We start from the raw sequence: 26,384 nt of genomic DNA, 5'->3' as shown, positions 1-26,384 counted from the left end.
TCTTTTCTTTCATAATTAATATTCATAATTTCCGTGAACAATTATACATCAATAATTTTTGCATAATCCACTTAACTCTTAATTCTATATGCCTATAATTACAAATTCAAGACTGGAAAAATCATGTAGATACCAAAAGCCATGACAATTAATGAAAGAATAATTACGATTTTTTTGTAAATTCCCTTCATTTTGTATCGATCTGGCAACGCTTTGGTTTCAAGCATTAATAAGAAGCCAAGCACAATTGGTACCATCAAGGCGTTAATTACTTCGACTGTAATCGCAATTGAAACTAAGTCCTCGTTGAATAATACCAACAAGGCACTGATGATTAATACTAATGAGTACATTGAATAAAAACCTAAGTTGGAACGATTAATTCGTTCGTTTAAACTGTGTTTCCAATCCAATACCTCTGTCATCCCCCATGTTCCGGCTAAAACAACAACGATGGCAGCAACCAGTGCCCCACCTAGGATACTAGATCCCATAATCGCTTTGGCGGGTGCCATTCCGATATATCTACCGATTGATGTTACCAAATCACCAACGGTTTCTTCGGTGGCATGAAGTTTACTATGAAACACGGTCGCGGCAAATAATACGATGAACCCAATCATAATCCCCTGGGTAATGAATGTTCCCACCATTGTATCTGTCTGTTCCTTTTTAATCATGTGACGTTTTAGGCCCTTATCGACTACCGCACTTTGTTGGTAAAAAATCATCCATGGCATAATTACCGCACCAACGTTTGCGGCTACCAAATATACATAACCATCATCATGGATTGGAATTGATTGAATCCCAGTCATGATGGAGTCCATGTTTGGATGAACCATGAAAATTCCGATGATAAATGTTAATTCAAACAAACCAAAGATAATCCCAATCTTTTCAACACGACGGTAACTACCTAAGAAGGCAATTAAGATGAGAACAAACGTACTTAGTGGAACGGTAATCCATTTGGAAATACCAAACAATTCACCAACTCCGGCAATCCCGATAAACTCGGTCAAAAGCGCTCCAATGGTTGAAATCATTAAGGTAATCGCCGAGACATATGCCCAGAATTTACCAAAGTATTCGCGGATCAATTCACCATGACCCTTCTTTGTGACAATTCCCAATCGAACCGTCATTTCTTGCACCATAAATAGAATTGGAATTAACAACAACTGAGGTAAAATCATGGAATAACCATAACTAGCACCGGATTGTGCCGCCGTAATTAAGCACCCTGCATCGGTATCGGCTAGCATAACAATCAACCCCGGGCCAATCACAATTAACCACTTTTTCAGCTCCAACCAGAACCGTTTCAGACGGTTGCTCGAAGTGTCGTTAATTTCTGAATCTATTCTTTCTTTCATCAATAAGTATCCTTTCAATTTATTTATCTCTCTCAACAGTCAGGGTATTCAATTGTACAAAAAAATTTTCCAATAAAAAAGGGTTGTTATTTTTCATAACAACCCCTTTATCTATTTACTTGAACTTTGATCAACGTTATCAAACAATCCATAGAATAGCTTTTGATTATCTTTTCCTAGGATTCTTGCAACATTGAAATTTTTTATATAAACACGTTTATTAATTGATTTAATATAGACAGTTTTTTCAACAATCGAATTTGGACTTTGGTTTGGATTTAGGTGAATCACATTATTTGGATTTTCCTTATATTGTTCAACCGAATCCGCTAAATTGTAGCTAGGCATGATGTAATTATTAAACTGATTACTGCCTAGGAAACCAACATTCATTCCGATAATGATGGTTAGTCCCACTGCTAGTATCGATGTCGTGAAGTAGTTGGACAAACGACTAAGTGGCTTCTTCATCATTTGGGACACAATCGTCATCATGAAGAAGATTGCCACTGCGTATGCTGGATAAGCGTATCTAGCAATGTAAATTGGTCTTACCGCCACTGAAATCGCAATTCCAGTCAAAGTGGTTAGAACAAATGTCAACAGTACAATGGTTAGTGTTGATTTAAACTTCTTTGACATATTTAGATATGCCCAAATCGTTGGATAGATTAGCAATACCATAAAGGCAATCGCATAGTATTGGCCACCATTATCGGTAAAAACATCCGCAAATAAGTTCACAAAATTATTGATAATGTTTTCGACGTTTACTGGTGGAATCCAGTAGGAAGATGACACCTGTTGGGCTTGTGCAAATGCGACAACTCCCCATGGAATAAACATCACTAAAAACACGATAATCCCACGTAAGATGGCGTTTCCGTCGTATCGATTAAATTGAAATTTAACGAAGTATAAGAACAGCATCCATCCTGCTGCCACAGCCGCAAAGTAATGGGTATACGATGCAAACGATGCAAAGATAACCGCTAAGAAAATGTGACCAATCTTCTGCGAATTATCGTAGTGCTGCAATTGATTCAATACTAACGCTAAGAACAACGCTGCTAAAGCGTACATTCTAATCTGCGTAGAATATCTCATAATACTTGGTGCTAGGAAGAATCCCGCCCATTGAATGGCGTTGGCACCTGGAACGCCCAAGTTTTTCACCGTCTTGGATAGTGTTAAAAACGTTAATATTGCTAATATGTATGAAAATAATCGCGCAATAATGACCTTCGTGAAGAACGAATTCGTCCAAAAAGCAGTAATGCTCAAGAAGAATCTTAATGCTATATAGTAAAACGGTGGATGCACATCCATCGAATCCAGTCTGATTATATCCCCGTAATTATGTCCTACCAATGCCATCGTGAAACTTTCATCACGCCAAATTGTTGGGTGCATAAAAAATAACATGTATGCAATTGATATTAAAAATAGACCCAATGTAAGTTTGGCCTTCTTGTTCATCAGACAATCACACCTCTTTATTTATTACTACTAATTATATCAGAGCTTAGAAGGTGTGTCTTTTTTTGCCGCATAATTATTGCACAATCAAAATCTGTTGAATGGATAATACCATTTCACCATCTTCAGTCATAATCGTAACCTGGCTAGGTTGTAGGTTCATTACAAGTCCGTTTATTACGCTCTTGTTTCCATCATCATTAACATAGGTGATCTCTGTTTTAGCATGGTTTTCGCCCTTATGTTCCAATTCCTCGTGAACACTTTGAAAATCCATATACATAAAGCTATCATCAAAGGCTTCCTTGTGCTCTTTTCTAAGAGCACTGACGTGATCAGAAAGCATGAATCCTTGCCACTTTAGCATCCCTCTGTCGTGATAGTAATAGTCAAAGAAGTTTTGCACTGTATTGTCGTCAATGTGGTGATTTAACAACTTTATCCGACCTTTCTTTTGGGACGTTGAATGTAGGAATTACGACTGTCCCATTTAATGCCTTCGAATCCAGTGAACACGATGGTTAACTTTAGGTCCTTTTCGATTAGGTTTAAGATTTCCTCCAAGTCAGCAATCCAAGTACTTTCCACGTGGTGCAATGGTGTTACTCGCGTGATGTGACCTGGTTTGTATCTAATCATGTAGAAATTAAATTGATGGTCGTAATGATCAAATACGACTTTAATTCTGTATTGAACGTTATATTCACGCTTAAATAATGGTTCTGCTCTATCTAGTATTAATTTTGCTGTTTGTTGATTAGTCATATGCATTTCCTCCATTGTGACCACCTACTAATCCGGAACGTTTTAACATTGTGCCACCCTTTTCTAGACTGTGACCTTTAAAGATGGCAGTGGCGCCAAACTTGTCCCTGATTTCATCTGCTACTTTATCGACTTTTGATTTCTTAATTTGCACCTCTGGATCGGCAAAAATGTCTAATTGTTGAGCATTACTGCTGCTTAATCTGGTATATGAGACACCGACATTTCTGACCCTTTCGCCGTGCCAATACTTATGGAATAAATCCATGACTGCTCCAACCAATTCACGGTTATCCGAAGTCGTGGTAATTTTTTGTTCGTGTGAAATGCTGGTTCGATCGCTGCCTTCACTTTCCGCGTACGAAAAGCCGAGGTAAAGATGAACACAGCTGGTTTGTTTCTTTCTGTGGCGTAAACGAGATGCCACTTGTTCGGCGATTTCAGTAATAACGACTTCTAGTTCGTGTTGGTCCTTGTAGTCCCTTGGTAGTACCTGGGAATTGGACAAGCCCTTATCCTTGATTGGCACCTTTTGATCTAATTGAGCACGGTCAATTCCCCACGCAATCGCAAAAAGTTGGTAGCCCATCACACCTAAGTGCGCCTTTAATTGATATGGATCTGTTCTCGCCAATTCACCTAGGTTATGAATCCCTAGTTTGGCTAGGTTTTCAGCGGTATGTTTACCAATACTCCAAATCTTATCGATGGGTTCAATTGGCCAAACATTCTTGGCAAAAGTGTCATAGCTTAATTGGCCGACTAGGTCCTTATTGTGTTTAGCAAACAAGTCCAACGCTAGCTTGGCTTGCACTGGATTGTCACCAATTCCAACTGTCGTGTATAGACCAAGGCGTTGTCTGACCGTCTTTTGAATTTTTCTGGCTACTTGGGCAGGACTATCGCCGAACAATTGCCATGTGTGGGTCAAATCCAAGATGGTCTCGTCGATTGAGTATGGAAAACAGTGTTCTTCATCGGCGAACTCATGGAAAATTTTATTGATTGCCAAGTTCTTTTGAATGTACAAATTCATCCTTGGAGGAACCACAATTAATGAATCATCCCAAGGCAAATCACGCTTTCTAGTCACGTTCGTAATGTGGAATCGTCTCTTAGCTGTCGGAGACGATGCTAAGATTAATCCACCGTTGGTATTGTCTTGATCAGACATCACCACTAAGCTAGCCGTCAGTGGATTTAAACCTAATTGAACGCACTCAACACTGGCATAAAACGACTTATTATCAATGACCATAAAGACCCCTTTGGGTTCATTTGAATAATCCATTTTGGGTTCCTCCTTTCAGTAAAATATATTATACGAACAAATGTTCTTTTTTGCAAACAAAAAAACAGACCGTTTTACGATCTGTCGTCATAAGCCTTTTTAATGAATAAACACTGTAACAAGTGTTATTAAACCAAAAATAACTCCCGGAACATTTGAAATAATTAAAGGCCAATCTTTGTAGGTCTTAAACCAACCATATAGGGTCCACAAGGTAGCGTTAATAGTGGCCACGAATGGTTGGATTGGGCTAACTGGGTTACCAGAAAAGTTTTGCATAATTTCTGGAATGTAAGCAATGTACATTAGTGATGAAGTAAAGATAGCCACTTTACTCATAATTTTTAGATTACGAATTCGTTTGTCAGAAACTTCTCTTCGTTGATTTTTTGGAACATAATTATCAATCTTCATTGTATATATCTCCTCTATGCATACTGAAAAATTGACAGCTATTATTTGGTTTATAGTATATTAATATTATATCACTGTCGTTTCAAGAGGTTTATTAAGAAAAGTATAAAATTGGTTAAGCTTCTTTACCAATTTTATTTGACTTTTTTCTAATCCAGTTTTAATATAATGACAAATAAACGATTGCGATGAGAAAGTTGAGTAATAACTGACGTCAACCAAAGCGAGCTTCGTCTGGTGAAAGGAAGCGTTGATTAAGTTACGAAAATCCCTTTCGAGCGATGTACTGAACAAAAAGTAAAGTGCATGGGGAGCGCCCCTTACAGCGTCAGCGTATGTTAGTACGTCAAGGTAGCTTTTTTAAGCTACGAATGTAAGGTGGTACCGTGTCGAATGACGCCCTTAGTCTAATTGTGAAGTTAGATTAAGGGCGTTTTTTTGTGCCCCGCAATCAGTTAATTAATACATAAAAAAGGAGATGATGGCATGGATAGTCCGATTGACATTTTACACATAGCGATTCAATTCAAACACATACAATTTTTAAAGGAGATTTATTATGGAAGACTTAAACAAAAAGCCATTATCAGTAAAACAATATTTAGTCGTCAGTTCACTGTTATTCGCACTATTCTTTGGTGCTGGTAACTTAATTTTCCCACTTCACTTAGGCCAACTAGCTGGTGCTCATTGGTTCACCGCCATGCTTGGTTTCTTATGTACAGGAGTGGTATTACCCTTACTATCAGTTCTAGCCATCAGTGTGACTCGTTCAAAGGGTGTCTATGACATTGGAACCCCACTGGGATCAACATTTGCATTGGTATTCATGGTATTAATCCACGCTACCATCGGACCTTTATTTGGTACCCCTCGTACCGCTACCGTTCCTTTTGCAGTCGGTGTTCAACCATTACTACCAAGTAACTTTATGCACTATGGTTTGCTAGTATTCTCATTTCTATTCTTTCTAGCCGCATTCCTTCTTTCATACAAGGAATCATCAATCATGGCTAGTGTTGGTAAACTATTGAACCCTATCTTTTTAGTATTACTATTCGTAGTATTCTTCTTGGCATTTCTACATCCAATGAGCTCAGCGGGTAGCCAACCGGTCACCGCAGCTTATCAAAGTGGATCATTCTTCAATGGTTTCTTGGAAGGTTACAACACCATGGATGCCCTAGCCGGACTTGCCTTTGGTGTTACTGTCGTAACCGCCGTTAACCAACTTGGTAAGACTAACCCACTTAGCAACGCCAAAGTAACTGCCAAATCCGGTTTCCTAGCCGAAGCACTAGTCGGATTAATCTACGTTGTCCTAATCTGGTTGGGTGCCACTACCCTAGGTCATTTCAAGGCATCAGCAGATGGTGGTGTCGCCTTTAACCAATTAATGACTTACTACCTAGGTGCAACCGGCCACGCCCTACTAGCAACATTGCTAACCCTTACATGTCTAACTACTGCGATGGGATTAGTTGCCGCATTCGCCCAAGATTTCCACAAACATTTCCCAGTATTAAGCTACGTTCAATGGTTAGGACTAATGTGTGCCGCATCATTTCTAACTGCTAACTTTGGACTAGATACCATCATCCAATGGTCAACTCCAATGCTAATGTTCCTATACCCATTCGCAATGGTATTAATCCTACTATCAGTATTCTCACCACTATTCAAACGTGATTCAGTCGTCTACTTCTGGGTCGTATTATTAACCACTGTGCCAGCATTGATGGACATGCTAGCATCATTTCCACCAGTCGTATCACAAAGTGCATTTGCCAAAATGGTCGGCAACTTTCAACAAAGTTATCTTCCATTGGCATCAATCGGAATGGATTGGGTACCATTTGCGGTCGTAGGTTTACTACTTGGCCTAATGTGTCACTGGTACAAAAATAAAAAATATTTACAAACCGTTACAGACTAACGTTTAAACAAACAATCAGAGTTGAGCGAAATGTTCAACTCTTTTTTTATTGTTCAAGAGTGATAACATACTTAAGTAAGAAAGGAAGTGCTATTTTGAACAGTAAAAAAGTAATCATTTCTGTTATATCAATTGTTGCTGTTTTAATCCTAGGAACAGTGGCGTTTGCATCCGTTAAACATAACGATCAACCCCATAATACTGCTGAATCAAGCAGCTCAAAGGCAACAAGTTCTACTGTATCAACTAGCAGTAGTTCATCTTCTATGTCATCTAGTTCAAGCAGCAAAAAAGAAACTGCTAAGAAAAAAGAACAACCAAAGCAATACACTATTCCAATTCCTGCTAGTCCAATCTACAAACCAATCACCCGTGATTTCTACGGTGACTGGTACTACGGTAATCAAGCCAAGATTCAAGTCGGCGACTACATCTTTAGGGGTGATCATCCAACCGACCCAGTATCTGGTCCAGGTCCATTGGTAATGGAAAGATACCGTACAACTAACGCCGTGTACATCAGATCATTATATGAAATCAACACATACTGGCCTGCTACACTTAAGGTTAATGGTGATGAAAGTTATAATGTCATGGTCACAAGTAACGCCGACAAGTTCACTGATTTCAAGATTTACACATCGGTTCCTACCAAGCAACCAATTAAGGAATACGTCTTTAAACAAAGTCATCCTGAATTAGTAGACAAGAAATTCATTTCTACCGATGAATTAGATTCTCTAAAATAAAATTTGACTTTCATAAATTTTGCTGATATATTTTTTATATTCAATAAATCTGTTTAAAAAAGCGATGAAAAAGCAGAGTAACAATTCGGCTAGTTCAAGAGAGTCCCTACTTTCTGGAAACGGGATAACTACTAAATTGCGAAAGTATCTTTGGAGCTATATACCGAAATCCGTTGGAGAGTAACGTATATTGGGTACACCCATTACAGTGTTAGCGTATGTTAGTACGTGAAGTGGCTAGACTATTTGTCTAGCAATTAAAGGTGGTACCGTGCACAAAGCACCCTTGGTTCAATACGAGCTAAGGGTGCTTTTTTATTGCTTTAAAAAAAGGAGATGATGGTTATGAAAAACGTTGTGAGTAGTTAGCACATATAACAAATCAAGAACACAATTATTAAAGGAGCGCTTATTATGCAAGACGAAATCAAAGACATTAATACAAAACCATTGTCAATCAAACAATATCTAATCATCGGTTCAATGCTATTCGCACTATTCTTCGGTGCGGGTAACCTAATCTTCCCAATTCACTTGGGTCAATTATCAGGTGCCAACTGGGTACCTGCCATGCTAGGTTTTCTAGCTTCTGGGGTATTATTACCACTACTTTCAGTTCTATCAATCAGTATCTCTCGTGCCAAGGGAGTATACGACATTGCCAAACCACTGGGACCAGTATTTGCAATCATTTTCTTGGTATTAGTTCATTCAACATTGGGACCATTGTTTGCCGCACCTAGAACTGCCAGCGTTAACTTCACAGTTGGGATTCAACCATTCATCCCTGATCACTACATCAAACTAGCAATGTTTATCTTCACCGCACTATTCTTCATTGCTACATTCTATCTATCATATCGAACATCAAGTATCATCGATAACCTAGGTAAGATTTTAAACCCATTATTCTTGGCACTATTGTTCCTAGCCTTCTTATTGGCATTCTTACATCCAATGGGTGCTGCTTCAGCACAACCAGTTACCCAAGCTTACCAACACCAATCATTCTTCAATGGTTTCTTGCAGGGTTACAACACCATGGATGCATTGGCTGGTTTAGCCTTTGGGGTTACCGTTGTTTCCGCTGTTAACCAACTAGGAAAGACATCTCCTAAGTCAAATGCAAAGGTAACTGCCAGAGCCGGTCTAATCTCCGAAGCATTGGTTGGAATCATCTACATCATCCTAATCTGGATTGGTGCCACTTCATTGAACCTATTCAAGATTAGTACTGATGACGGTGGAACTACTTTCAACCAATTCATGGGTCACTACTTAGGAATTACCGGCCACGCCTTACTAGCAACATTGATGACTCTAACCTGTGTTACCACAGCCGTAGGACTTGTTGCTGCGTTCGCCCAAGATTTCCACGAACACTTCCCTCGTTTCTCATACCACCAATGGTTAGCATTTAACTGCTTCATATCATTTATCATTGCAAACGAAGGTCTATCACTTATCATCACTTGGTCAACTCCAGTATTGATGTTCCTATATCCATTTGCGATTGTATTAATCATCCTAGCATTATGCTCACCACTATTTAACAAGGATAGAAACGTTTACCTATTCACCATTATCTTTACTCTAATCCCAGCATTCTTCGATATGTTGGCAGCCTTTCCACCAGTTATCTCAAACATCTCTTTCATCCGTACATTAATCAATGCGGAACAAAAGATTTTACCGTTTGCCTCAATTGGTATGGACTGGGTAATTCCAGCTATCGTTGGTGCCATCATCGGATTAATCATCTACAAGACTTCCGGTCATAAGGAAGCCAAAATTTAATAAAAACTTAACGGCTATCCATTGGGGGTAGCCGTTTTATTTGTGTTGAAAAGTGCTAAAATAAAGTTGTATAAATTACGTGGAGGCGCAATATGAAAAAATTATCAATTATTGGATTTGCTTTATTAGCAGTTGTAACACTTAGCGCATGTTCAAATTCCAAGACTAAGCAAGAAGCGGATCAATCAACTAAACCCACTAAGTACGTTAAATTAATAAACGAAAACAACCAAACTAAACTGGTCACTAAAAAAGGTAGCATTACTTTCTACAAGACCTATCGTGGTACTAGCTACGATAACAATGGTAAGAAACGTTTCGACATGGTTCTATACAGTTTCAAAGCCACTAACAATTCAGATAAGATGTTAACCGCCGGCCAAATCGTAAACAACACTAAACTACTAGCTTCAGCCAAGGTTGATGGTAAGGACAAGAAGCTAGATCAACCACTTGCCTACTCATCTGCTTACACCAACAAGAATGCCAATGAACAAGCCAAATTGAATCGCTATGAACAAAGTTGGGAAAACGAACCAATTCGCCCACATCAAACAATTATCGTAACTAGTCCAGATGCCTTTCAATTGGTCGATAAAGGTAACAACGAAGATATGCTGTTAGTTACTCAAGACAACTACACTAAGAAATCCGTTATCAGTCAAAAGCACAACAAACTATCACTATCACAAATTCACGCTAAGAAAGTTAATAAAGCTATCGACATCGTGAAGTAATAAAAAAAACGTTGAGAAATTAATCTCAACGTTTTTTATTTTTGCGTATATATAATTAGAAGTTAACTGATGGTGCGTTTTGAGCGTTTGAATCAGCTGTGAAGTAGTTAACCTTCTTGTGACCAGTCATTCCAGCAACAATTGAACCTGGGAACTTAACAATCTTGTCATTGTAAGCCCTAGCTGCTTGGTTGTATCTGTTTCTTTCAACACTGATACGGTTTTCACTACCTTCTAGTTGAACCATTAATGTTTGCATGTTTGAGTTAGATGCAAGGTTTGGATATGCTTCCTTAATTGATCCAACCAAGATGTTCAATGAACGTTCTTGAGTATTCAAGGCGTTTACCTTATCGGAAGTTGAACTGGCATTATTGTATTGGTTCTTGGCGTTGTAGTATTGAGTACGCGCCTTAGTGATGTCGCTGTATACTGATTTTTCTTGTTTTTGTTGACCCTTAACGGCGTTAACCAAGTTAGGGATTAAATCAGCACGACGTTGTAGGACTGTTTGGACTTGACCTAATTGTTCTTCAACGCCTTGTTCACTGGTAGCCATGCTGTTAGCAGACTTGATGAATCCACCAATTAAAGCAAATAATAAAACGACAACAACTGCTAGTGATATGAACCAGCCTTTTTTGTAAAATGGTTTATTTTCAATCATAATTTATCTCCTTAATTTAAATTGAGGAACCTCCGCCCCCAAAGTTTCCGCCGCCTCCAGACGAGCTAAATCCACCTGATGATCCACCACCAAATGAACCGCCTCTACCGGAGCCACCTAATCCACCGAGCAATGCGCCTAATAAGAATGCATCTCCGGAATCATAGCGACCACCGCTGCCACCGCCATTACGGTGGTTATCGTCGTCATCGCCATTACTCTTTAATACCCAGATGGCAGTTCCAATAATAACTAAAATCACGAGTGCCAATAAAACACCGGCAAATGTGTTGTTATTATTTTTCTCTGCCTCTGCTTTGGCGTCATTTAATGACTTGTTGGCATAGCGCTTGTCTAGAATAGTGGCTACCTGGTTAAAGGTATTTTGCAATCCTTGGTTAATCTCATCGTTGCTGCTTGATTTCAACAACGACTTGTTAGCCTGTAGGATTTGGTTGGTGGTAGCATCTGGTAGGATGTCTTCAACACCGTATCCGGTGGAGATACGGACATTGTTCTTACCACCGTTTTGGGCAAATAAGATTAATACCCCATTGTCCAAACCCTTCTTACCAAATTTCCATCTAGCGTTGTCTAGCAAGCTATCGGAATAACCGTCAATATCTTGATTCCCGGTACTTTTCACGGTCATCATGACAATTTGAGGTTGTGTTTTAGTTTTTTGATATTCTTTTTCTTTATTAATTACCAATTGTTTTGTCTTATCAGTCAATATATTGGCATAATCATCAACAACATACTCTTTGGTAGGTGTTGGATTGGTGCTTTCTGCATGCGTTGTAACTGGTACAAACCACATCAAAGCAACCAATGGCAAGACAATCGAAGCCAGCCATTTCAGTCTTTTCAATCTATCTCCTCGCTTCCCCCTTTTGATTAGCTTCAATATTACATAAATCCATATTAATAGTAAAGTTTTTTATTTTAGCAAAAATGATTATAATAGATATATAAATTCAAGTCAGGAGTTTTCAAATGGACGCTATTGAATTGGGTAAAGACAAAGCCCAACAATTAAATAAATTCATCGAATTAGCTACACAATGTATCGATGACAATAAAAGAGACGACGCCATTTCTTTACTAAGCTCTGCTATCTCACAATACCCAGCAGGGGTTATGACTACTGAAGAAATCGAAGGAAAAATTCCAAGTCGTTCTGAAATTTTAACTAAACTAGGAATTATTTTTACAGAATCCGGCTCATCATTAGATCCAACCGGAGTACATCTATTTCAACAAGCAATCTTATACGATAGCAAGTACGTGGCTGCCAACTATTACTTAGGTAAAATCCTAATGAATAACGGCAACATTGCCGAAGCAAACGAACTAATGGAACGCGCCTTGAACAACAGTGTTGAAGGCGATCGTTTCTATGGTCCAGCTCAAAAGGCAATCGAAGAAATGACCGATATGACTGACAGCAAGGATCCAATCTTTGCTACCGACTACCTTATCGGTCAATCAATGTCACACGCTCTAATCGATAGTCCCATCGGAACATTCAAGAAGATGAGCTTTGACAAGATTGAAAACAAATACGATGCCAATGTTCAAATGTTTCCAACCGATGCCACTACCGAAAAGCTAAACGGCATTCGCGAATTCAACTCTAACCACGGGTTTGAACAAACCAACTTCGAAGAGTTCCTACCAGCCCACCTACCATTGTTCGAAGAACACAATCATCTTTCATTAATGCTAGGCGAAGGATATACCCTAATCGACATGGGAGCGGAAATTTATGACGTTTGTGGTCTAAACATCGAACCTCAATTGACGTTTACATTCTACAAACTAATTAATAATGAAACAAACTGCTACTCATACCTATTATTAGCCGGTAAGAGTCCATTGGAATTAAAGGATCGACAACTAAGCGCAGACGAAAAATTTGAATACGACACCCGTATTTTTGACGTCTACAAGAATAAGATTTTCTTTGATTCAGACAATATGATTAAGTTCTCTCTTGCACTGGCCAAGGACTATTTCAATGATGATATTACATTGGATAACATCAAAAACAAGTCCATCAACGGTGTTAAGGATGAAACATTTAACCAATTACTAGAAATTCATGATGACTTCAACATCAACGATTCACGTGTTCGAATCATCGTCGATACAGATATCAAAGCATAATAAAAAAGCTACCAATAATTGGTAGCTTTTTTTGTGATTATTAAGCGTCAGCTTCCACTTTTTCAGCGTAAGCTTGTTCTTCCTTCATTAAACGTTTCTTTTCGCGTTCGTTGAACCATGGAGAAACAGTGAAGGCTAGGATATCGTTAGCAACGTAAATTGCTGAGTTAACAAACATCGCAAGAGTTGCTGATCCTTCTCTGAATGTGATGAACCATAGAACGACTTGGGCTAGACCTGAAGCTAACCACCAGAAGTATTGGTTGTTGTAACGTAGGAAACAGATGATTCCGGCAGTTAAACAAACAGCAAAACTAAAGGCATCGTAGAATGGACGTGGTTCGTTAGTAAGTGCTTTGATTGCGAAACCAGAAATTAGGTAAACGGCTAGAGTGAAGATAATTGAAATTGCCCAACTCTTAGCAGTGAACTTTCTAATCTTTGAAACCATGTTCACGTTCCAGTCTGTACTTAATAGCACTGGAATGTCTAATGTAATAACGTATGCTAATTGTTCACCGATACTTAAGTAGTTCTTTGCTGAGAAACCAACAATGATGAAGCAGATTGCTGATAGAATTCCCAACACCCCGTTAACTGACTTAGCAGCGTTAATTGCAAGGACACATAGTACCCCTAAGGTAGTACCGATGAAAGTTAAAATTGAAAGCCATGTAATTGGTGCATTTACCAATGTCATAACTTGAGCACCTAAACTAAAGAAGAATAAGTAGTAATTTTGTTGTGGCCAACCCTTTAGTTGGTGGGCCAAAAATTTAAAATAAGCTGACACAATGAAAAACCCCTATCTCTATATTTGGAACCTAAAATATGTATGCATACAATATATAGTGTTCTTTCTTAAAAACAACACTATATATACTACCATGCTCAATATTTTTTGCAAGGGTCCCAAAAGTCGAGATAGGGGTCAAATTACCGAAATTACAGTAATAATTAAATATTAAATTTTTTATTTTTATTTTTGAAACTATCTGTGGTTATTTTGCGTCAATTACGACAGAACCAGCTAGTGTGCTGATCAACATAAACACAATAATTCCGACCGCGGAATCGTCAAATAGTTTTACTGACAGAATCACTGAAATTAATAGCACCAAAAAGAAGATGATTGATTCTAACAATTGGTTACTTGATTGCTTTTGCACGTGGAAAAGAAAATAAACCACCCTGTTAGCCCTGTTAAACAAGACTACCAAGAAGTATACCAATAGTAATAACAATCCAGTCAGAAACCAGTTAAATTTAAGCAATTCTGACACCAAAACTACGATGGATAACGGCATCCATAAGACAAGTAGTTCAGCGATAAAAAATCTTAAGTCTATATGCATGATATATTGCTACTCCTACATAATATGTATATTCTATTGTATCATTTGGATAATGTTTTCGGTAGTAAGAGCTAAGGAAAATGGCTATAATTATCGTATATTCTAATAAAAGGACTTGATATGATGGAATTTCGCATTGAACACGATTCATTAGGTGAGGTCAAAGTCCCTAAAGACGCTTTATTTGGCCCCCAAACGCAACGTAGTCTACATAATTTTAACATTGGTCGCACCATGCCAATGGAAGTCATCTATGCACTGTTGAAGATTAAAAAAGCCGTCGCTTTTGTTAACCACAATAATCAAACACTAGATGATAAAAAGTATTTCGCCATCAACGAAGCAATCGACAAACTAATCGATGGCGACTATAAGGATGCCTTTCCACTTCACGTTTATCAAACCGGGAGTGGAACCCAAACCAACATGAACGTCAACGAAGTAGTCGCAAACCTTGCCAATAAACTACACCCAGACGCCCACGTTCATCCAAATGATCACGTCAACCAATCACAAAGCTCAAATGACACTTTCCCTACCGCCATGATGATGGCAGCATATCAAGCCACCAACAGTGTCATTAAGACCGTTGAAAACCTAATCGCATCGTTTGATAAGAAACAAAATGAGTTCGCATCAATCATCAAGATTGGTCGTACTCACTTACAAGATGCCACTCCTATCACAGTCGGCCAAGAAATAAGTGGTTGGAAATCAACACTTGAACACGACGTTGTCACTTTAAACGCCATCAAACAATCACTACTAGAATTGCCAATCGGTGGCACCGCCGTCGGAACTGGTCTAAACACTAAAAATGGTTTTGACCAAGACGTCGTCGATACCATCAATCACAACGAAAACACCAACTACAAAGTGGCAGAAAACAAGTTCCATGGTCTGGCCGACCATTCCGAAATCACTTCGGTTCACGGTATTTTTAAGACCTTGGCATCCGATTTAATCAAGATTGGAAACGATATCCGTTTTCTTTCTTCCGGACCTCGTGCTGGATACAACGAACTATCAATTCCAAGTAACGAACCGGGATCATCAATCATGCCTGGTAAGGTCAACCCTACTCAGATTGAAGCATTGACGATGGTTTCCGCAAAAGTATTTGGAAACGACGCTACCATTACCTTTGCTAATAGCCAAGGAAACTTCGAAATGAACGTTTACAAACCAATCATCATCGATAGTTTCTTGGAAAGTACCGAATTGTTGAATGAATCAATTAAGTCATTCACCGAAAAATTAGTTGATGGTTTAATTGTAAACGTCGATCGCATCAACGAACTATTGAACAATTCATTGATGCTAGTGACTGCCTTAAGCCCTCACATTGGTTACGAAAAGAGCGCCAAAATCGCCCAATGGGCTGAAAAAAATAACACCACCCTAAAGAAATCAGCTCAACACTTTAATATTGATGAAAAAGATTTCGACAAGTGGGTCAACGTTTCAAACATGACTCACCCAAACAAATAATTAAATGTACACAAAAAGCAATGCCAGAATGAGGCATTGCTTTTTTAGTGATAATAATAACCAACAATCGATATCGTCACAGCATTTAATACTATGTGCATCAAAATTGCGGCCCTAACGTTTCTAGTTTGGTTATATAACCAGGCCATCCAAAAACCATATTGGGCAAAGAAGATAAACGAGAATAGATTATGATATCTCATATGGAATAATCCATAGAATAATGCGGAAACAATCTCACCTAACCATCGCCATTTATCGGAGAACGCCACGTCTAGGATGTAGGCTCTAAATACCAGTTCTTCTAGAATTGGAGACAAGAAGACGAACCCAATCACTAATAGAATTAACGACCATGTATTATTATACAGGTCTTCTGAAAAGTGGATTGCTTCAATTTGGAATCTATTTTGGAAGAAAATATCGAACATGTAAATATAAGCCTGGGCAATTAAAAATGCCATCACAGTTGCGAAAGCTGTTAGTTGATAGTCCTTTAGACTTAGCACCTTAAATATATTCCCGTTACCGTATCGTCTGTACGCGTAAACCGCGAAGTTTAGCATAATGATGTAGGCACCAAAGAATTCAATAGTTAAAGCCACATTATTAACGTTGGCCTGATTAGATTGAATATATTGAACAGGAATAAACTGAATTGAACTAGCAACCATGCAGATTAGGCAAAAACCGATGAAACCACGTTTTAAGAGGTGGTCCGATCTCCAAGTGTCACTGTTACGCACCGTTCATCCTTCTTTCTAGATGTTATCAATGAAAAACATTTTTAAACTCTTGATTTTTATACTCTTATATAATACTCAAGACGTATTTTACCATTGAACGGTGCTATAAATTCTTAAGTTTTGGTAAAATTTTGTTGTCAGATGGCTTGTAATTAATGATTGAGACCGCCACGATTGAATATATCAAGACATACATAGATAGGCCCCACCATTGGTTAGTTTGGACATTTGTATAGTTGGTTGCTGACATTCCCTTAATCAATGTCACCAAGAAATCATAAATAAAGTGAAGCGCCATTGGAACGATGATGGTCCCACTCTTAATGTATACGGCACCCAATAGCATTCCTAATGCGGCTGCATTGACCACTTGAAGAGAAGTAAAAGCAAATGATTGGCTGGTAAGGTTAATGTAGTGGAAACCACCAAAAATTAACGCAGAAATAACCAAACTGGTAATGATTCTCCATTGATCAGTTGATTTTCTCGTCATTAGTTTTAATACAAATGCTAGAATGATTCCTCTAAACATCAATTCTTCGGGTAACGCAGCAATGGTTCCAACGTCTAACGCAATCCAGAAGTTCTTATGCGTAAAACATGTAAGTACAATGGTAAAGCAGATAACTAGAAATACTAGCCACCCCACCTTGGTCTCACTGGGTTTGAAGAATATCTTTTGTTTGATAATCCAGTAGTTCAATAAACAAATTACCAAAATTGACACAATCTTGTAGATGTTTAAGTAAGTGTAGAAGTGTTCGACTGGATTGAAGGCAAATAGATGGAACACAAATTTATAAACATGTGGCATCACGTAATCATCGATTAACAATTCTGCAATCAAGATGATTGGAATTAAGATCCATTTCCAATTATCCTTAATCTTTTGGTTTAACATTTAATCACATCCGTTAAATTAATTATAGGTTCATTCTATCATACTAAGTTAAAACAAAATAAAAGCAGCCATTATCGGCTGCTTTTTTAAGCTCTTCTTAATTATTTTTTTGATTCATTTTTTGTTTACGTTTAGTGATTTCATCATTAATTTCTTTGGTTGAACGATGAAACATAGCGATGCTACTGCTACAAATAATCACATAAATGACTATGAATTCAACGGTAAAGGTGATAAAGATGTTTGGATTCCAAAAATCAAAATATGGTGTAATTACGAGATTCAATGCGACAACAATCATGTATGATAAAGCACCATGAATGACAAATTCCCATACAATACCGATTCTTTCACTCTTAAATATCACACTCAATAATCCGATTAATCCACTTGCGAATAAAAAGATTAACCTATCAGATATGTTATAGGAACTGCTATTAAAGTACAATCCGGTAACTACATATAAAAATGATCCATACAACATCCCCATAAAGAAACGCTTAAATAGATTCCAAAATAAGTTCATAATTTCTCACATCCTTAGACTTTTCTTCAAACCAGGTAAATACTTACGACTAACATTTAACTTTAAATCATTAGTTAAAAATGCCGTCATGTTTCCTGAAAATGCTGTTTCCATATAATCTAAGTGATCAATATTGATAATCGCGGATTTACTGATTTGAATAAAGTGATGTTTTTTCAATTTTTCATACATATCTTTTAAAGTCCCAGTGGTGACAAACTGTTCCTCAGTGGTGTAGATATTCAATTCATTTTGATAGACCTCAATGCCGACAATATCATCAACAGCAATCATCTGAACACGGTCGTTAGTATTAACTGGAAGCCAATTATCATTTTCATTCGATGCATCCTTTAGCATCGATAGTAGGTCAATGACTTCAGGGGTTAGTTCTTTGGCACTGACCAACACGTTAATTTCGTCATCGTTCAATCGACCATCCTTATTAAAATCAATCTTCAATCTACCCACCTCCTTTTTTATATCTTATCATAACTACTTTGCATTTTTTCTAAATCTAGTTAGCATCACAAATGCAATTAGGAAAACACCGATAAATGATACGCATACCCATGCATCCCCGATTGATTTTTCCAAGCCATTAATCACAAGTCCCATTGTGGATTTAAAATTACTTAGCACGTGACTATCCACATGTTGAAAACTCGTCTTTATTTGTGAGTCCATCAAAATATTTCTTACCAGCGAAGCATCGTAGGGAGCAGGTGTATACTTTAGAATCTTGCTGGCACCACTTGGAAGCAATCCTAATGGCATGTAGACTCCCGCAAAGAAACCCGCAGAACTGGAAATAATCGCATTCAATGATGGGATTACTGATGCCTTTTTAACAAACATCAAGATAATCATGTTGAAGAGTGTCCAAACCACACTACCAATCAACATTGCGCCCAATAGTTGACCCGAAATAGCAAAGTTAAAGGGAAGTTGATCCATCAACATGAATAAAACTGATAGGATGACATAAACAATTACCTGCATCATCAAGCCAATCAAAGTAGCACTAATGACGTAGCTCATATCAATCACTGATTTATTCGCATTGGTCATCATTAGGTCATCCATGCGTTTACTTTCAATATCATAGATTCTTTGGTGCAAAGCATCCCCAGTAGTTGTGATGGCAGTAATCGCAATGGTTCCACCAATTAACCAATAATCCAGTAGTTTGACCCCATCATCAATACCTGTCCAGCCCTTTTGAATGTTATTTTTCAAGAAAACCACGTACAAGACCACCGAGATTAGTGCACCCATTAGTGAAAAGATAATGCGCTTTCTATCACTAAAATATAATTTCAAATTACGATTGATTAAACTAGCTAAAATCATTACTTAATCTCCTTTCCGGTCAAAGCAATAAAGATATCGTCCATTGATCCGTGAATATATTCAAAGTCTGAAATATCATTTTTGTATTCTTCTATAATGCTGATTGCTTCTTGATATGAATTAACTTTTAATAACACCTTATTGTGCAAAACTTTAACGTCATCAAGCATGGATAATTTATCCACAGTGGATAAGTCGTTTACGTAAAGTATCAATGTATTCTGTGCATAACGCGCCTTTAGATTGTCAACAGTATCAGAGGCTACAATCTTTCCCTTATCCAGTACATATACCCAATCAGATTGATCAGCTTCTTCCAAGTAGTGAGTTGTCAATATAATGGTTAATCCCATTTCATGGCGTAGCTCATTTAGCACTTCCCAAATCTTATTTCTGGTCTGAATATCTAAACCAGTTGATGGTTCATCCAAAAATAATAATTTTGGCTTACTTAGCAATGCACGCGCAATATCGACACGTCTTCTTTGTCCACCGGATAATGAGCCATACTTTTGTTTTTGAATGGATTTGATTTCTAACTTATCTAGCAAATCCTTTTGAAAATCAGCATCAAAATTCTTATAAAGTCTGCCAGCAATCTTTAAGTTATCTTCGACAGATAAAGATTTATCTAGAACACTATTTTGGAAGACAACACCTAATGAATCGTTGTAATTTTTATCATTGGGGGTCAAGCCGTTTAGTTGAATCTCTCCTTCATCTGGTTTTAATAGACCAATTAACATGTTAATGGTTGTCGATTTTCCGGCTCCGTTATGACCTAGAAAAGCGACAAGTTGACCATCATTAATTTGCAAATCGATGTGATCAACTGCAATTTTATTCTTGAATGTTTTAGTTAAACCTTTTACTTCTAACATTTACCTGACCTCCTATTCGATATGGTAATAATAAGTCAATGGAGGAAATAAATAATGCAATATTGGATAAGTGGTATTTTTTACTCGCTAAGTGGTAATAAAGACAAAATAAAAACCACAAGTTATATCGACTTGTGGTTTTTTATTATTTATTCTTGTTAAACACGTACTTCTTAACAATTGCGGCAATTAATAAAACAATTCCAACAATCGCAAACAAGTATGAGAGTAGTTCTTTCTTCGTTCTGTGCACGATGATTTGAACATGATGACGACCAGCTGAAAGATGGGAAATCGTTAGTAGAGAATGCTTGTTAGCCTTGGTCTTAACGACCCTACCATCGACGCGTACTTCGTAAGCAATCCCATTGTAGTGTAGGAATGGCAATGCCATTTTCTTAATCGAAACTGGTGCTTTAAATGAGTACTTACCATCACCTAATAGCTTCACTTTTAGTCGTTGATTACCGTTATAGGTGGCAATGTGCTTATTAGTGTTATCAAAAGAACTCACAGCAGCACTTGGGAAGTAATCAACAAAGCCATAGTTACTGAACAGTATATCTTTAAAATCATGGTTATTATCCAAACGATACTTTTTACCGTCAGCTACGAATTTATGACTCAATTCAATATAACCTTTTGTTTCGTTGACTATCGTTTGTTGCGCATTCAATTGAAGCAATAAAATCGACAATGTTGCTACCGTAATTGCAGCCCAAGTAAACGACTCTTTTCTAAACATCTTCACAACGATTTCAGCAAAGATATAGCAGAAAATTAGTTGCGGAATGATATTTAAACGCCATGTAAATTGAAGCGAGGCGTTAAGACTCGTCTTGGCCACTAAATCCCATGGAAACAACTTGCTACATAGGACTAGAAAGCCGATTCCAACGAACAATAGTTGCTTAGAATATTTATCCAAACGTGTGAAGAAGACAATCCCAAATACCAATCCAAGTAGATTAATCACACTAAAGTATGGATTCACACTATTATGAATAATTGATAAATACCAAGTGTTAATGCTAGCTCCATAAAGTTTCCAATACGATGGTGGTAAACTAATCGAGTTATTACCGACAATAATGACAAACGGAATCCAATATAGTGCAGTTACAAGGACGGTTACTCCCACCGCTTTACTTAGTGCAATTATCTTATCTTTTTTAAGAATCTTAGCAAGATTAATTAATGTCATCACAATTAAGAACAAAATGGTAATTGCGGTATTCACCACGTGACACATGATGACAGCGCTCATACCAAGAGTTAATTCAATCCAGTCATTTTTCTCTAGTAGGTTTAGAAAACCAAATAAAACTAGTGGTAAATAAATAATGGATGATGATCGACCGATGTCATAGCTAAGCACCGCGTGGAACAAAATTGTGGTAGCTAATGTGTAACCGGATGCAAAGACGAAGCTGATTTTGCGGCTTCGGTTATAACTGTAACTAGCGAAATATGCAACAAGTAATGCAAAGAAGTTTCTTAGAATCAAGACGATATAAACCAACGGAATAAACGATTTGATTACTAATGAAAGTAAAGCAATTGGTAGCATCCCTAACTGTGGATACAATGCCATCACAGCAGAACCGGTTTGGTTATAACCGTTTAATGCTACAAGCGGAAACGGACTCTTGTTAACTAATGATTCACGTAAATCCCAAATGCGTTCCCAATGAAAAATCAAGTCAGATCCAACCATGATAGACTTGCTGTGCCACATGATTGTGACACTCATAAAAGACATGACCATAAAAATCAATAAAAAAATCGAATGATTGCGCCAGAAGTCATGCAGTCTACTTTTTTGATTCATTATAATTAAATTCCCCTAATCGCTTTTTAATATTCTATAATTATAACATTATTATAAAAAACTATAATTTAAAAAAAGTAAAAAGATCATCCGATAACGGATGACCTTTTTATTGATTATTTAACGTAAGTTTCAGAGAAGTCCCAGATTGGGCCATTTCCGTAGAAACGAACATTGTGAATATCACTCTTAATTAGTTCAGCTTGTGCTGGTTGGAATAGAGGAATTAGACCTTGGTCGTTTAATAATACCTTTTGAGCATCAACTAAATCATTCCAACGTTTTGCTGGGTTCAAAGCGTCGTCGTCATTTGATTTATCAATCAACTTGTCGTATTCAGCATTGCTCCACTTAGCTGTGTTCATTGCATTAGTTGAGTATCTAATGTTTAGAGGTGAGATTGGATCACTGATTGATGGGCTCCAACCTGTTACAGCAACTTGGTATTGACCGCTTAGGAAACGAGCAGTCGCAACTGTGTTTGGAAGTAATGTTAGGTTAACCTTTAGACCTGGTAGCTTGGAGAATTGGTTTTGAATGAATTCAACGATTGGTTTAGCATCTTCACCATTGTTACTGTTGATTGAGATGGTTAAGTCCTTCTTGCCGATTTCACTTAGACCTTTCTTCCATAGTTTCTTAGCTTGTTCAACGTTACCGTTAACTGCATCGGAAACGCTAGCGTAGTCGTTAAAGTCCTTACCGTTACGTGATGCTAAAGTATCAGGCACAATTCCACGTGCTTGGGTTGAACCGTTACCTAAAACATCGTTTAGTAATTCTTTTCTATCGATGATTAATGATAGAGCTTTTCTGATGTTAACATTTCTAAAGGCTGGTTCGTTCTTGTTACTTAGTGATAGGTATCTTACACTGTAAATCTTTCTCAAGTGGAAGTCCTTTGAATTCTTGTAACTGCTGTATTGTTGTTTACCCACTAAAGTAGTTTGATCTAACTTACCGCTTTGGTATTCGTTTAGAGCAGTTTGTGGGTCCTTAATAACTGTGTACTTGATGCTGTCTAGTTTTGTCTTGTCAGCATTGTAGTATTCCTTGTTCTTGGTTAAAGTCCATGAATCGTTAGTACCAGTCCAGTTAGTAATCTTAAATGCACCATTGTATAGCATTTTGCTACTTGTAGTACCGTAGCTCTTACCGTATTTCTTAACAATGCTTTCTGATTGTGGGTAGAACACTGGTAATACTAATAAGTTCAAGAAGTATGGTTGTGGCTTAATTAGTTTAATTTGTAGTGTGTACTTACCAGTTGCCTTTACCCCCAACTTATCTGGTGATAGTTGTGACTTAGAAATGGCTGCATAGTTTTCAATGTTAGCCATGTAGTAAGCTTCTTGTGAGGCAGTCTTTGGATCAGCACTACGTTTGATTCCGTATTCAAAATCCTTAGCGGTTAATTCTTGGCCGTTACTCCACTTAGTGTGTTTCAATTCGAATGTGTATGTCTTACCATCCTTTGAAACGTGGTAGCTCTTGGCGGTTGCTAAACGCACCTTGTTACTACCATCTGGAGATACTAAACCAGAAAACGCATTATAAACGGCTTGTTGAGTATTAGTATCAACGGCCTTTGATGGATCAAGTGAGGAAATTGATGCATTGGTAGTCCAATTTAGATGTTTCTTGTTGCTTGATTGACTCTTACCACAAGCAGTTAATACCAAACCTAATAACGCTGTGGTCAAAACAATTGATAATATCCGTGACTTCTTCATATCCATACTCCTTTGTTTAATAAGTACTTCTTTACATAGATGGCCATCTAAAAAAAGAAAAAGGGCGTCATGATTCTACGCTAAAAAGCCGAACCATGACACCCTGTTATAATCTAATTAAAAAACGTTTTCTTGATTAGAAAATAAGAATAGAGTTCATGCTTCGATACTGACAACAACACATTTGTTCTTCGTTAGACATCTTCATAATGAACCCCTCCTTATAATTTATAAGCATAATACATCCGAATGAAATTTTTAGCAACTCTAATGACTCGCTTTTTTTGTCGCAAAAACCGAACTTTGGTTGTTAAACGTCATCAAAAATCAACGGTAGCAAGCTTTGAGCCAAAATAAAAACCACCAAAAATTTTGGTGGCTTTTATGATTTATTTAATGTAAGCGTGAGAGAAGTCCCAAACTGGACCATTCCCTAGGTACTTAACGCCATGAATATTTGTCTTCATTAGTTCAGGTTGTGCCTTTTGAATCAATGGAATAATTCCTTGATCGTTTAGGATGACCTTTTGAGCGTTAACTAGATCAAAGAAACGCTTGTCTTTGTTGTTAGCATCTTCGTTGTTGGAACGGTCAATGTACATGTCATACATTGAGTTACCCCACTTAGAAGTGTTAATTGGACTAGTTGATACTTTAGTTTGTAGTGGTGAGATTGGGTCACTAATTGATGGGTCCCAACCAGAAACTGATAGTTCGTAGTCTGATTTTAGAGAACGACCGGAAGCTACGTTGTTAGGTAAGATTTGTGCAGTTACCTTTAGGCCTGGAAGTTTATCCAATTCAGTTTGTAAAAATTCAGTGACAGCACGACTGGTTTGGTCGTTGTTGTTCATGATTGAAATTGATACAGTCTTCTTACCAATTTCCTTTAATCCCTTAGCCCATAGTTGCTTAGCCTTGGTCATGTCACCAGTAGTGGCATCCTTAACAGTAGCGTAGTCGTTGAAGTCCTTACCGTTCATGTATGCTAAAGTATCTGGAACCAATCCTCTAGCTGCAAATGAACCGTCACCCAAGACGTTTTGAGTTAGTTCTTCACGATTAATCGCTAATGATAATGCCTTTCTTAGGTTCTTGTTCTTTAGCGCTGGAACATTCTTTTGGTTGATTGAAAGGTATTGAACCATGAATTGCTTATGGTTCACAAAGTCTTTGTTGTGCTTGTAAGTGTTAACTTGTTGTTTACCAGCTAATAGTGTTTGATCCAACTTACCTGATTGGTATTCATCCAATGCGGTTTGTGGGTCCTTAATCACTGAGTAGTTAATGTCCTTTAACTTCACGTTGTGGTTATCGTAGTAATTGTTGTTCTTGGATAGTGTCCAAGCGTCGTTACTACCCTTCCAGTTGGTAACAGCAAATGGTCCGTCGTATACCATCTTGTCTGAAGTGGTTCCGTAGGCAGTACCGTACTTTTCAACGTAAGACTTTTGTTGTGGGTAAAAGACAGGTAATGCTAAGACATTTAGGAAGTCGGCTTGTGGCTTAGTCAAAGTAATTTGCAACTTGTCGTCGCCCATTGCCTTAACACCAAGTTTGTCAGCTGACATTGAACCAGTCTTAACCTTATCGTAGTTCATAATGTTGGCCATGTAATAAGCCATTTGTGAAGCGGTCTTAGGGTCAGCACTACGTTTGATTCCGTATTCGAAGTCACCGGCAGTAACCTTCTTACCATTGCTCCACTTAGTATTTCTTAAGGTGAAAGTGTAAGTCTTTCCACCGTTAGTAATCTTGTAACTCTTAGCAATTGCTAGGTCGATTTTGTTTCCCTTATCGGGAGTTACTAGACCACGCATTGCGTTGTATAGCACTTGATCACTAGTAACATCGACAGCCTTAGAAGGATCTAGGGTGGTCAATGTTGTATTACTCATCCAATTCAATGAATCTGTTCTAGATGTTTTATCTGATGATTTACCGCAAGCGGCAAGCACCATTGTTGCGGCAAACGCCACTACACCTAGTTTTGCAATTGACTTGAACTTCATAAAACTTCATCCCCCTGTTTGAAAATTATTCCATCATAATTCTCCACAATATGTTATCAAAAATAGCACATCTAAAAAGCCAATGCAATTGAAAATATCGTACGCTAATGATTATCAGTGGCAATTATCAAATAAAATGATAGAATAGCTATATTATCACTATAATTTAAAA

The 26,384-nt window shown here is 37.7% G+C and carries 25 protein-coding genes and 2 other annotated features; of the genes, 6 read left to right on the top strand and 19 right to left on the bottom strand.

Translation table 11 applies throughout. The features are described from left to right. Positions 1–98: 98 nt before the first annotated feature. The 6 genes from J3U50_RS00345 to J3U50_RS00320 form a co-directional block, all read right to left on the bottom strand. Positions 99–1,355 carry an NRAMP family divalent metal transporter gene (locus tag J3U50_RS00345; protein WP_368042531.1) on the bottom strand — a complete coding sequence of 419 codons (1,257 nt, stop codon included), beginning with the start codon at positions 1,353–1,355 and terminating at the stop codon, positions 99–101. A 135-nt stretch (positions 1,356–1,490) separates the two neighbouring features. Beyond that, positions 1,491–2,858, bottom strand: a complete 1,368-nt coding sequence (locus J3U50_RS00340; protein WP_301945327.1) for a hypothetical protein — start codon at positions 2,856–2,858, stop codon at positions 1,491–1,493. A gap of 76 nt (positions 2,859–2,934) precedes the next feature. After that, a complete protein-coding gene (locus J3U50_RS00335; protein WP_301945326.1) occupies positions 2,935–3,294 on the bottom strand; it encodes a hypothetical protein in 360 nt (119 codons plus the stop codon). A gap of 2 nt (positions 3,295–3,296) precedes the next feature. Continuing rightward, positions 3,297–3,623, bottom strand: a complete 327-nt coding sequence (locus J3U50_RS00330) for a hypothetical protein (RefSeq protein WP_054608482.1) — start codon at positions 3,621–3,623, stop codon at positions 3,297–3,299. Then, positions 3,616–4,914, bottom strand: a complete 1,299-nt coding sequence (locus tag J3U50_RS00325; protein WP_301945325.1) for a Y-family DNA polymerase — start codon at positions 4,912–4,914, stop codon at positions 3,616–3,618. The genes J3U50_RS00330 and J3U50_RS00325 overlap by 8 nt, the downstream gene beginning before the upstream one ends. Before the next feature lie 99 nt (positions 4,915–5,013). Continuing rightward, the gene (locus J3U50_RS00320; RefSeq protein WP_054608484.1) at positions 5,014–5,328 is read right to left on the bottom strand and encodes a SemiSWEET family transporter; all 315 of its coding nucleotides are present in this window, start codon (positions 5,326–5,328) and stop codon (positions 5,014–5,016) included. 179 nt (positions 5,329–5,507) lie between these two features. Beyond that, positions 5,508–5,735 (top strand) — a binding site (T-box leader). A gap of 152 nt (positions 5,736–5,887) precedes the next feature. On the opposite strand from J3U50_RS00320, the gene brnQ (J3U50_RS00315) reads away from it, so the two are divergent. From brnQ (J3U50_RS00315) to J3U50_RS00300, 4 genes are all read left to right on the top strand, one after another. After that, the gene (brnQ, locus tag J3U50_RS00315) at positions 5,888–7,264 is read left to right on the top strand and encodes a branched-chain amino acid transport system II carrier protein (protein WP_301945324.1); all 1,377 of its coding nucleotides are present in this window, start codon (positions 5,888–5,890) and stop codon (positions 7,262–7,264) included. Positions 7,265–7,359: 95 nt separating this feature from the next. Beyond that, a complete protein-coding gene (locus J3U50_RS00310) occupies positions 7,360–8,013 on the top strand; it encodes a hypothetical protein (RefSeq protein ID WP_301945323.1) in 654 nt (217 codons plus the stop codon). A gap of 55 nt (positions 8,014–8,068) precedes the next feature. Then, positions 8,069–8,304: a binding site (T-box leader), on the top strand. 123 nt (positions 8,305–8,427) lie between these two features. Further along, positions 8,428–9,810: a branched-chain amino acid transport system II carrier protein gene (brnQ, locus tag J3U50_RS00305; RefSeq protein WP_301945322.1), complete on the top strand. Its 1,383-nt coding sequence runs from the start codon at positions 8,428–8,430 to the stop codon at positions 9,808–9,810. A 92-nt stretch (positions 9,811–9,902) separates the two neighbouring features. Continuing rightward, positions 9,903–10,547: a hypothetical protein gene (locus J3U50_RS00300; protein ID WP_301945321.1), complete on the top strand. Its 645-nt coding sequence runs from the start codon at positions 9,903–9,905 to the stop codon at positions 10,545–10,547. A 55-nt stretch (positions 10,548–10,602) separates the two neighbouring features. Here J3U50_RS00300 and J3U50_RS00295 read toward each other — a convergent pair whose 3' ends face one another. Together J3U50_RS00295 and J3U50_RS00290 are read right to left on the bottom strand one after the other, a co-directional pair. Continuing rightward, positions 10,603–11,214 (bottom strand): LemA family protein, encoded by a 612-nt coding sequence (locus J3U50_RS00295; RefSeq protein ID WP_051592219.1) that lies wholly within the window; start codon positions 11,212–11,214, stop codon positions 10,603–10,605. 16 nt (positions 11,215–11,230) lie between these two features. Beyond that, the gene (locus J3U50_RS00290; protein ID WP_301945320.1) at positions 11,231–12,085 is read right to left on the bottom strand and encodes a YgcG family protein; all 855 of its coding nucleotides are present in this window, start codon (positions 12,083–12,085) and stop codon (positions 11,231–11,233) included. Positions 12,086–12,210: 125 nt separating this feature from the next. Here J3U50_RS00290 and J3U50_RS00285 point away from each other — a divergent pair, with 125 nt between their 5' ends. Further along, positions 12,211–13,383, top strand: coding sequence for a tetratricopeptide repeat protein (locus J3U50_RS00285; protein WP_301945319.1), 1,173 nt, complete (start codon positions 12,211–12,213; stop codon positions 13,381–13,383). A 40-nt stretch (positions 13,384–13,423) separates the two neighbouring features. Here J3U50_RS00285 and pnuC read toward each other — a convergent pair whose 3' ends face one another. Both pnuC and J3U50_RS00275 read right to left on the bottom strand, forming a co-directional pair. After that, positions 13,424–14,176, bottom strand: coding sequence for a nicotinamide riboside transporter PnuC (gene pnuC / locus J3U50_RS00280; protein ID WP_034532248.1), 753 nt, complete (start codon positions 14,174–14,176; stop codon positions 13,424–13,426). 208 nt (positions 14,177–14,384) lie between these two features. Further along, a complete protein-coding gene (locus J3U50_RS00275) occupies positions 14,385–14,738 on the bottom strand; it encodes a hypothetical protein (RefSeq protein ID WP_054608490.1) in 354 nt (117 codons plus the stop codon). A 120-nt stretch (positions 14,739–14,858) separates the two neighbouring features. On the opposite strand from J3U50_RS00275, the gene J3U50_RS00270 reads away from it, so the two are divergent. Further along, entirely contained in the window at positions 14,859–16,229 is a 1,371-nt protein-coding gene (locus J3U50_RS00270) for a class II fumarate hydratase (protein WP_301945318.1), read from the top strand. A gap of 44 nt (positions 16,230–16,273) precedes the next feature. On the opposite strand, the gene J3U50_RS07310 is transcribed toward J3U50_RS00270, so the two are convergent. The 9 genes from J3U50_RS07310 to J3U50_RS00225 all read right to left on the bottom strand — a co-directional run bounded on the left by J3U50_RS07310 (position 16,274) and on the right by J3U50_RS00225 (position 26,212). Further along, complete coding sequence (locus J3U50_RS07310) at positions 16,274–16,975, bottom strand: CPBP family intramembrane metalloprotease (RefSeq protein ID WP_301945317.1); 702 nt, start codon at positions 16,973–16,975, stop codon at positions 16,274–16,276. A gap of 103 nt (positions 16,976–17,078) precedes the next feature. Continuing rightward, complete coding sequence (locus J3U50_RS00260) at positions 17,079–17,876, bottom strand: CPBP family intramembrane glutamic endopeptidase (RefSeq protein WP_301945316.1); 798 nt, start codon at positions 17,874–17,876, stop codon at positions 17,079–17,081. A 97-nt stretch (positions 17,877–17,973) separates the two neighbouring features. Then, on the bottom strand, positions 17,974–18,402 hold the full coding sequence (locus J3U50_RS00255) for a DUF3021 family protein (RefSeq protein WP_301945315.1): 429 nt from the start codon (positions 18,400–18,402) through the stop codon (positions 17,974–17,976). Between the two features lie 6 nt (positions 18,403–18,408). Beyond that, positions 18,409–18,864, bottom strand: a complete 456-nt coding sequence (locus J3U50_RS00250) for a LytTR family DNA-binding domain-containing protein (RefSeq protein ID WP_054608495.1) — start codon at positions 18,862–18,864, stop codon at positions 18,409–18,411. Positions 18,865–18,897: 33 nt separating this feature from the next. Next, positions 18,898–19,755, bottom strand: a complete 858-nt coding sequence (locus tag J3U50_RS00245; protein WP_301945314.1) for an ABC transporter permease — start codon at positions 19,753–19,755, stop codon at positions 18,898–18,900. After that, the gene (locus tag J3U50_RS00240; RefSeq protein ID WP_301945313.1) at positions 19,755–20,636 is read right to left on the bottom strand and encodes an ABC transporter ATP-binding protein; all 882 of its coding nucleotides are present in this window, start codon (positions 20,634–20,636) and stop codon (positions 19,755–19,757) included. Before J3U50_RS00240 ends, J3U50_RS00245 begins: the two co-directional genes overlap by 1 nt. Positions 20,637–20,781: 145 nt before the next feature. Further along, entirely contained in the window at positions 20,782–22,467 is a 1,686-nt protein-coding gene (locus J3U50_RS00235) for a hypothetical protein (protein WP_301945312.1), read from the bottom strand. Between the two features lie 116 nt (positions 22,468–22,583). Further along, positions 22,584–24,200, bottom strand: a complete 1,617-nt coding sequence (locus J3U50_RS00230) for a peptide ABC transporter substrate-binding protein (RefSeq protein WP_301945311.1) — start codon at positions 24,198–24,200, stop codon at positions 22,584–22,586. A 389-nt stretch (positions 24,201–24,589) separates the two neighbouring features. Next, on the bottom strand, positions 24,590–26,212 hold the full coding sequence (locus J3U50_RS00225; protein ID WP_301945310.1) for a peptide ABC transporter substrate-binding protein: 1,623 nt from the start codon (positions 26,210–26,212) through the stop codon (positions 24,590–24,592). Positions 26,213–26,384: the final 172 nt, after the last annotated feature.

The sequence above is a fragment of the Lactobacillus sp. B3795 genome, assembly GCF_026535805.1.
In the GTDB taxonomy this organism is placed as follows: domain Bacteria; phylum Bacillota; class Bacilli; order Lactobacillales; family Lactobacillaceae; genus Apilactobacillus; species Apilactobacillus kunkeei_C.
The sequence above is the reverse complement of the archived record's forward strand: the minus strand, read 5'-3'. Positions and strand labels throughout refer to the sequence as shown.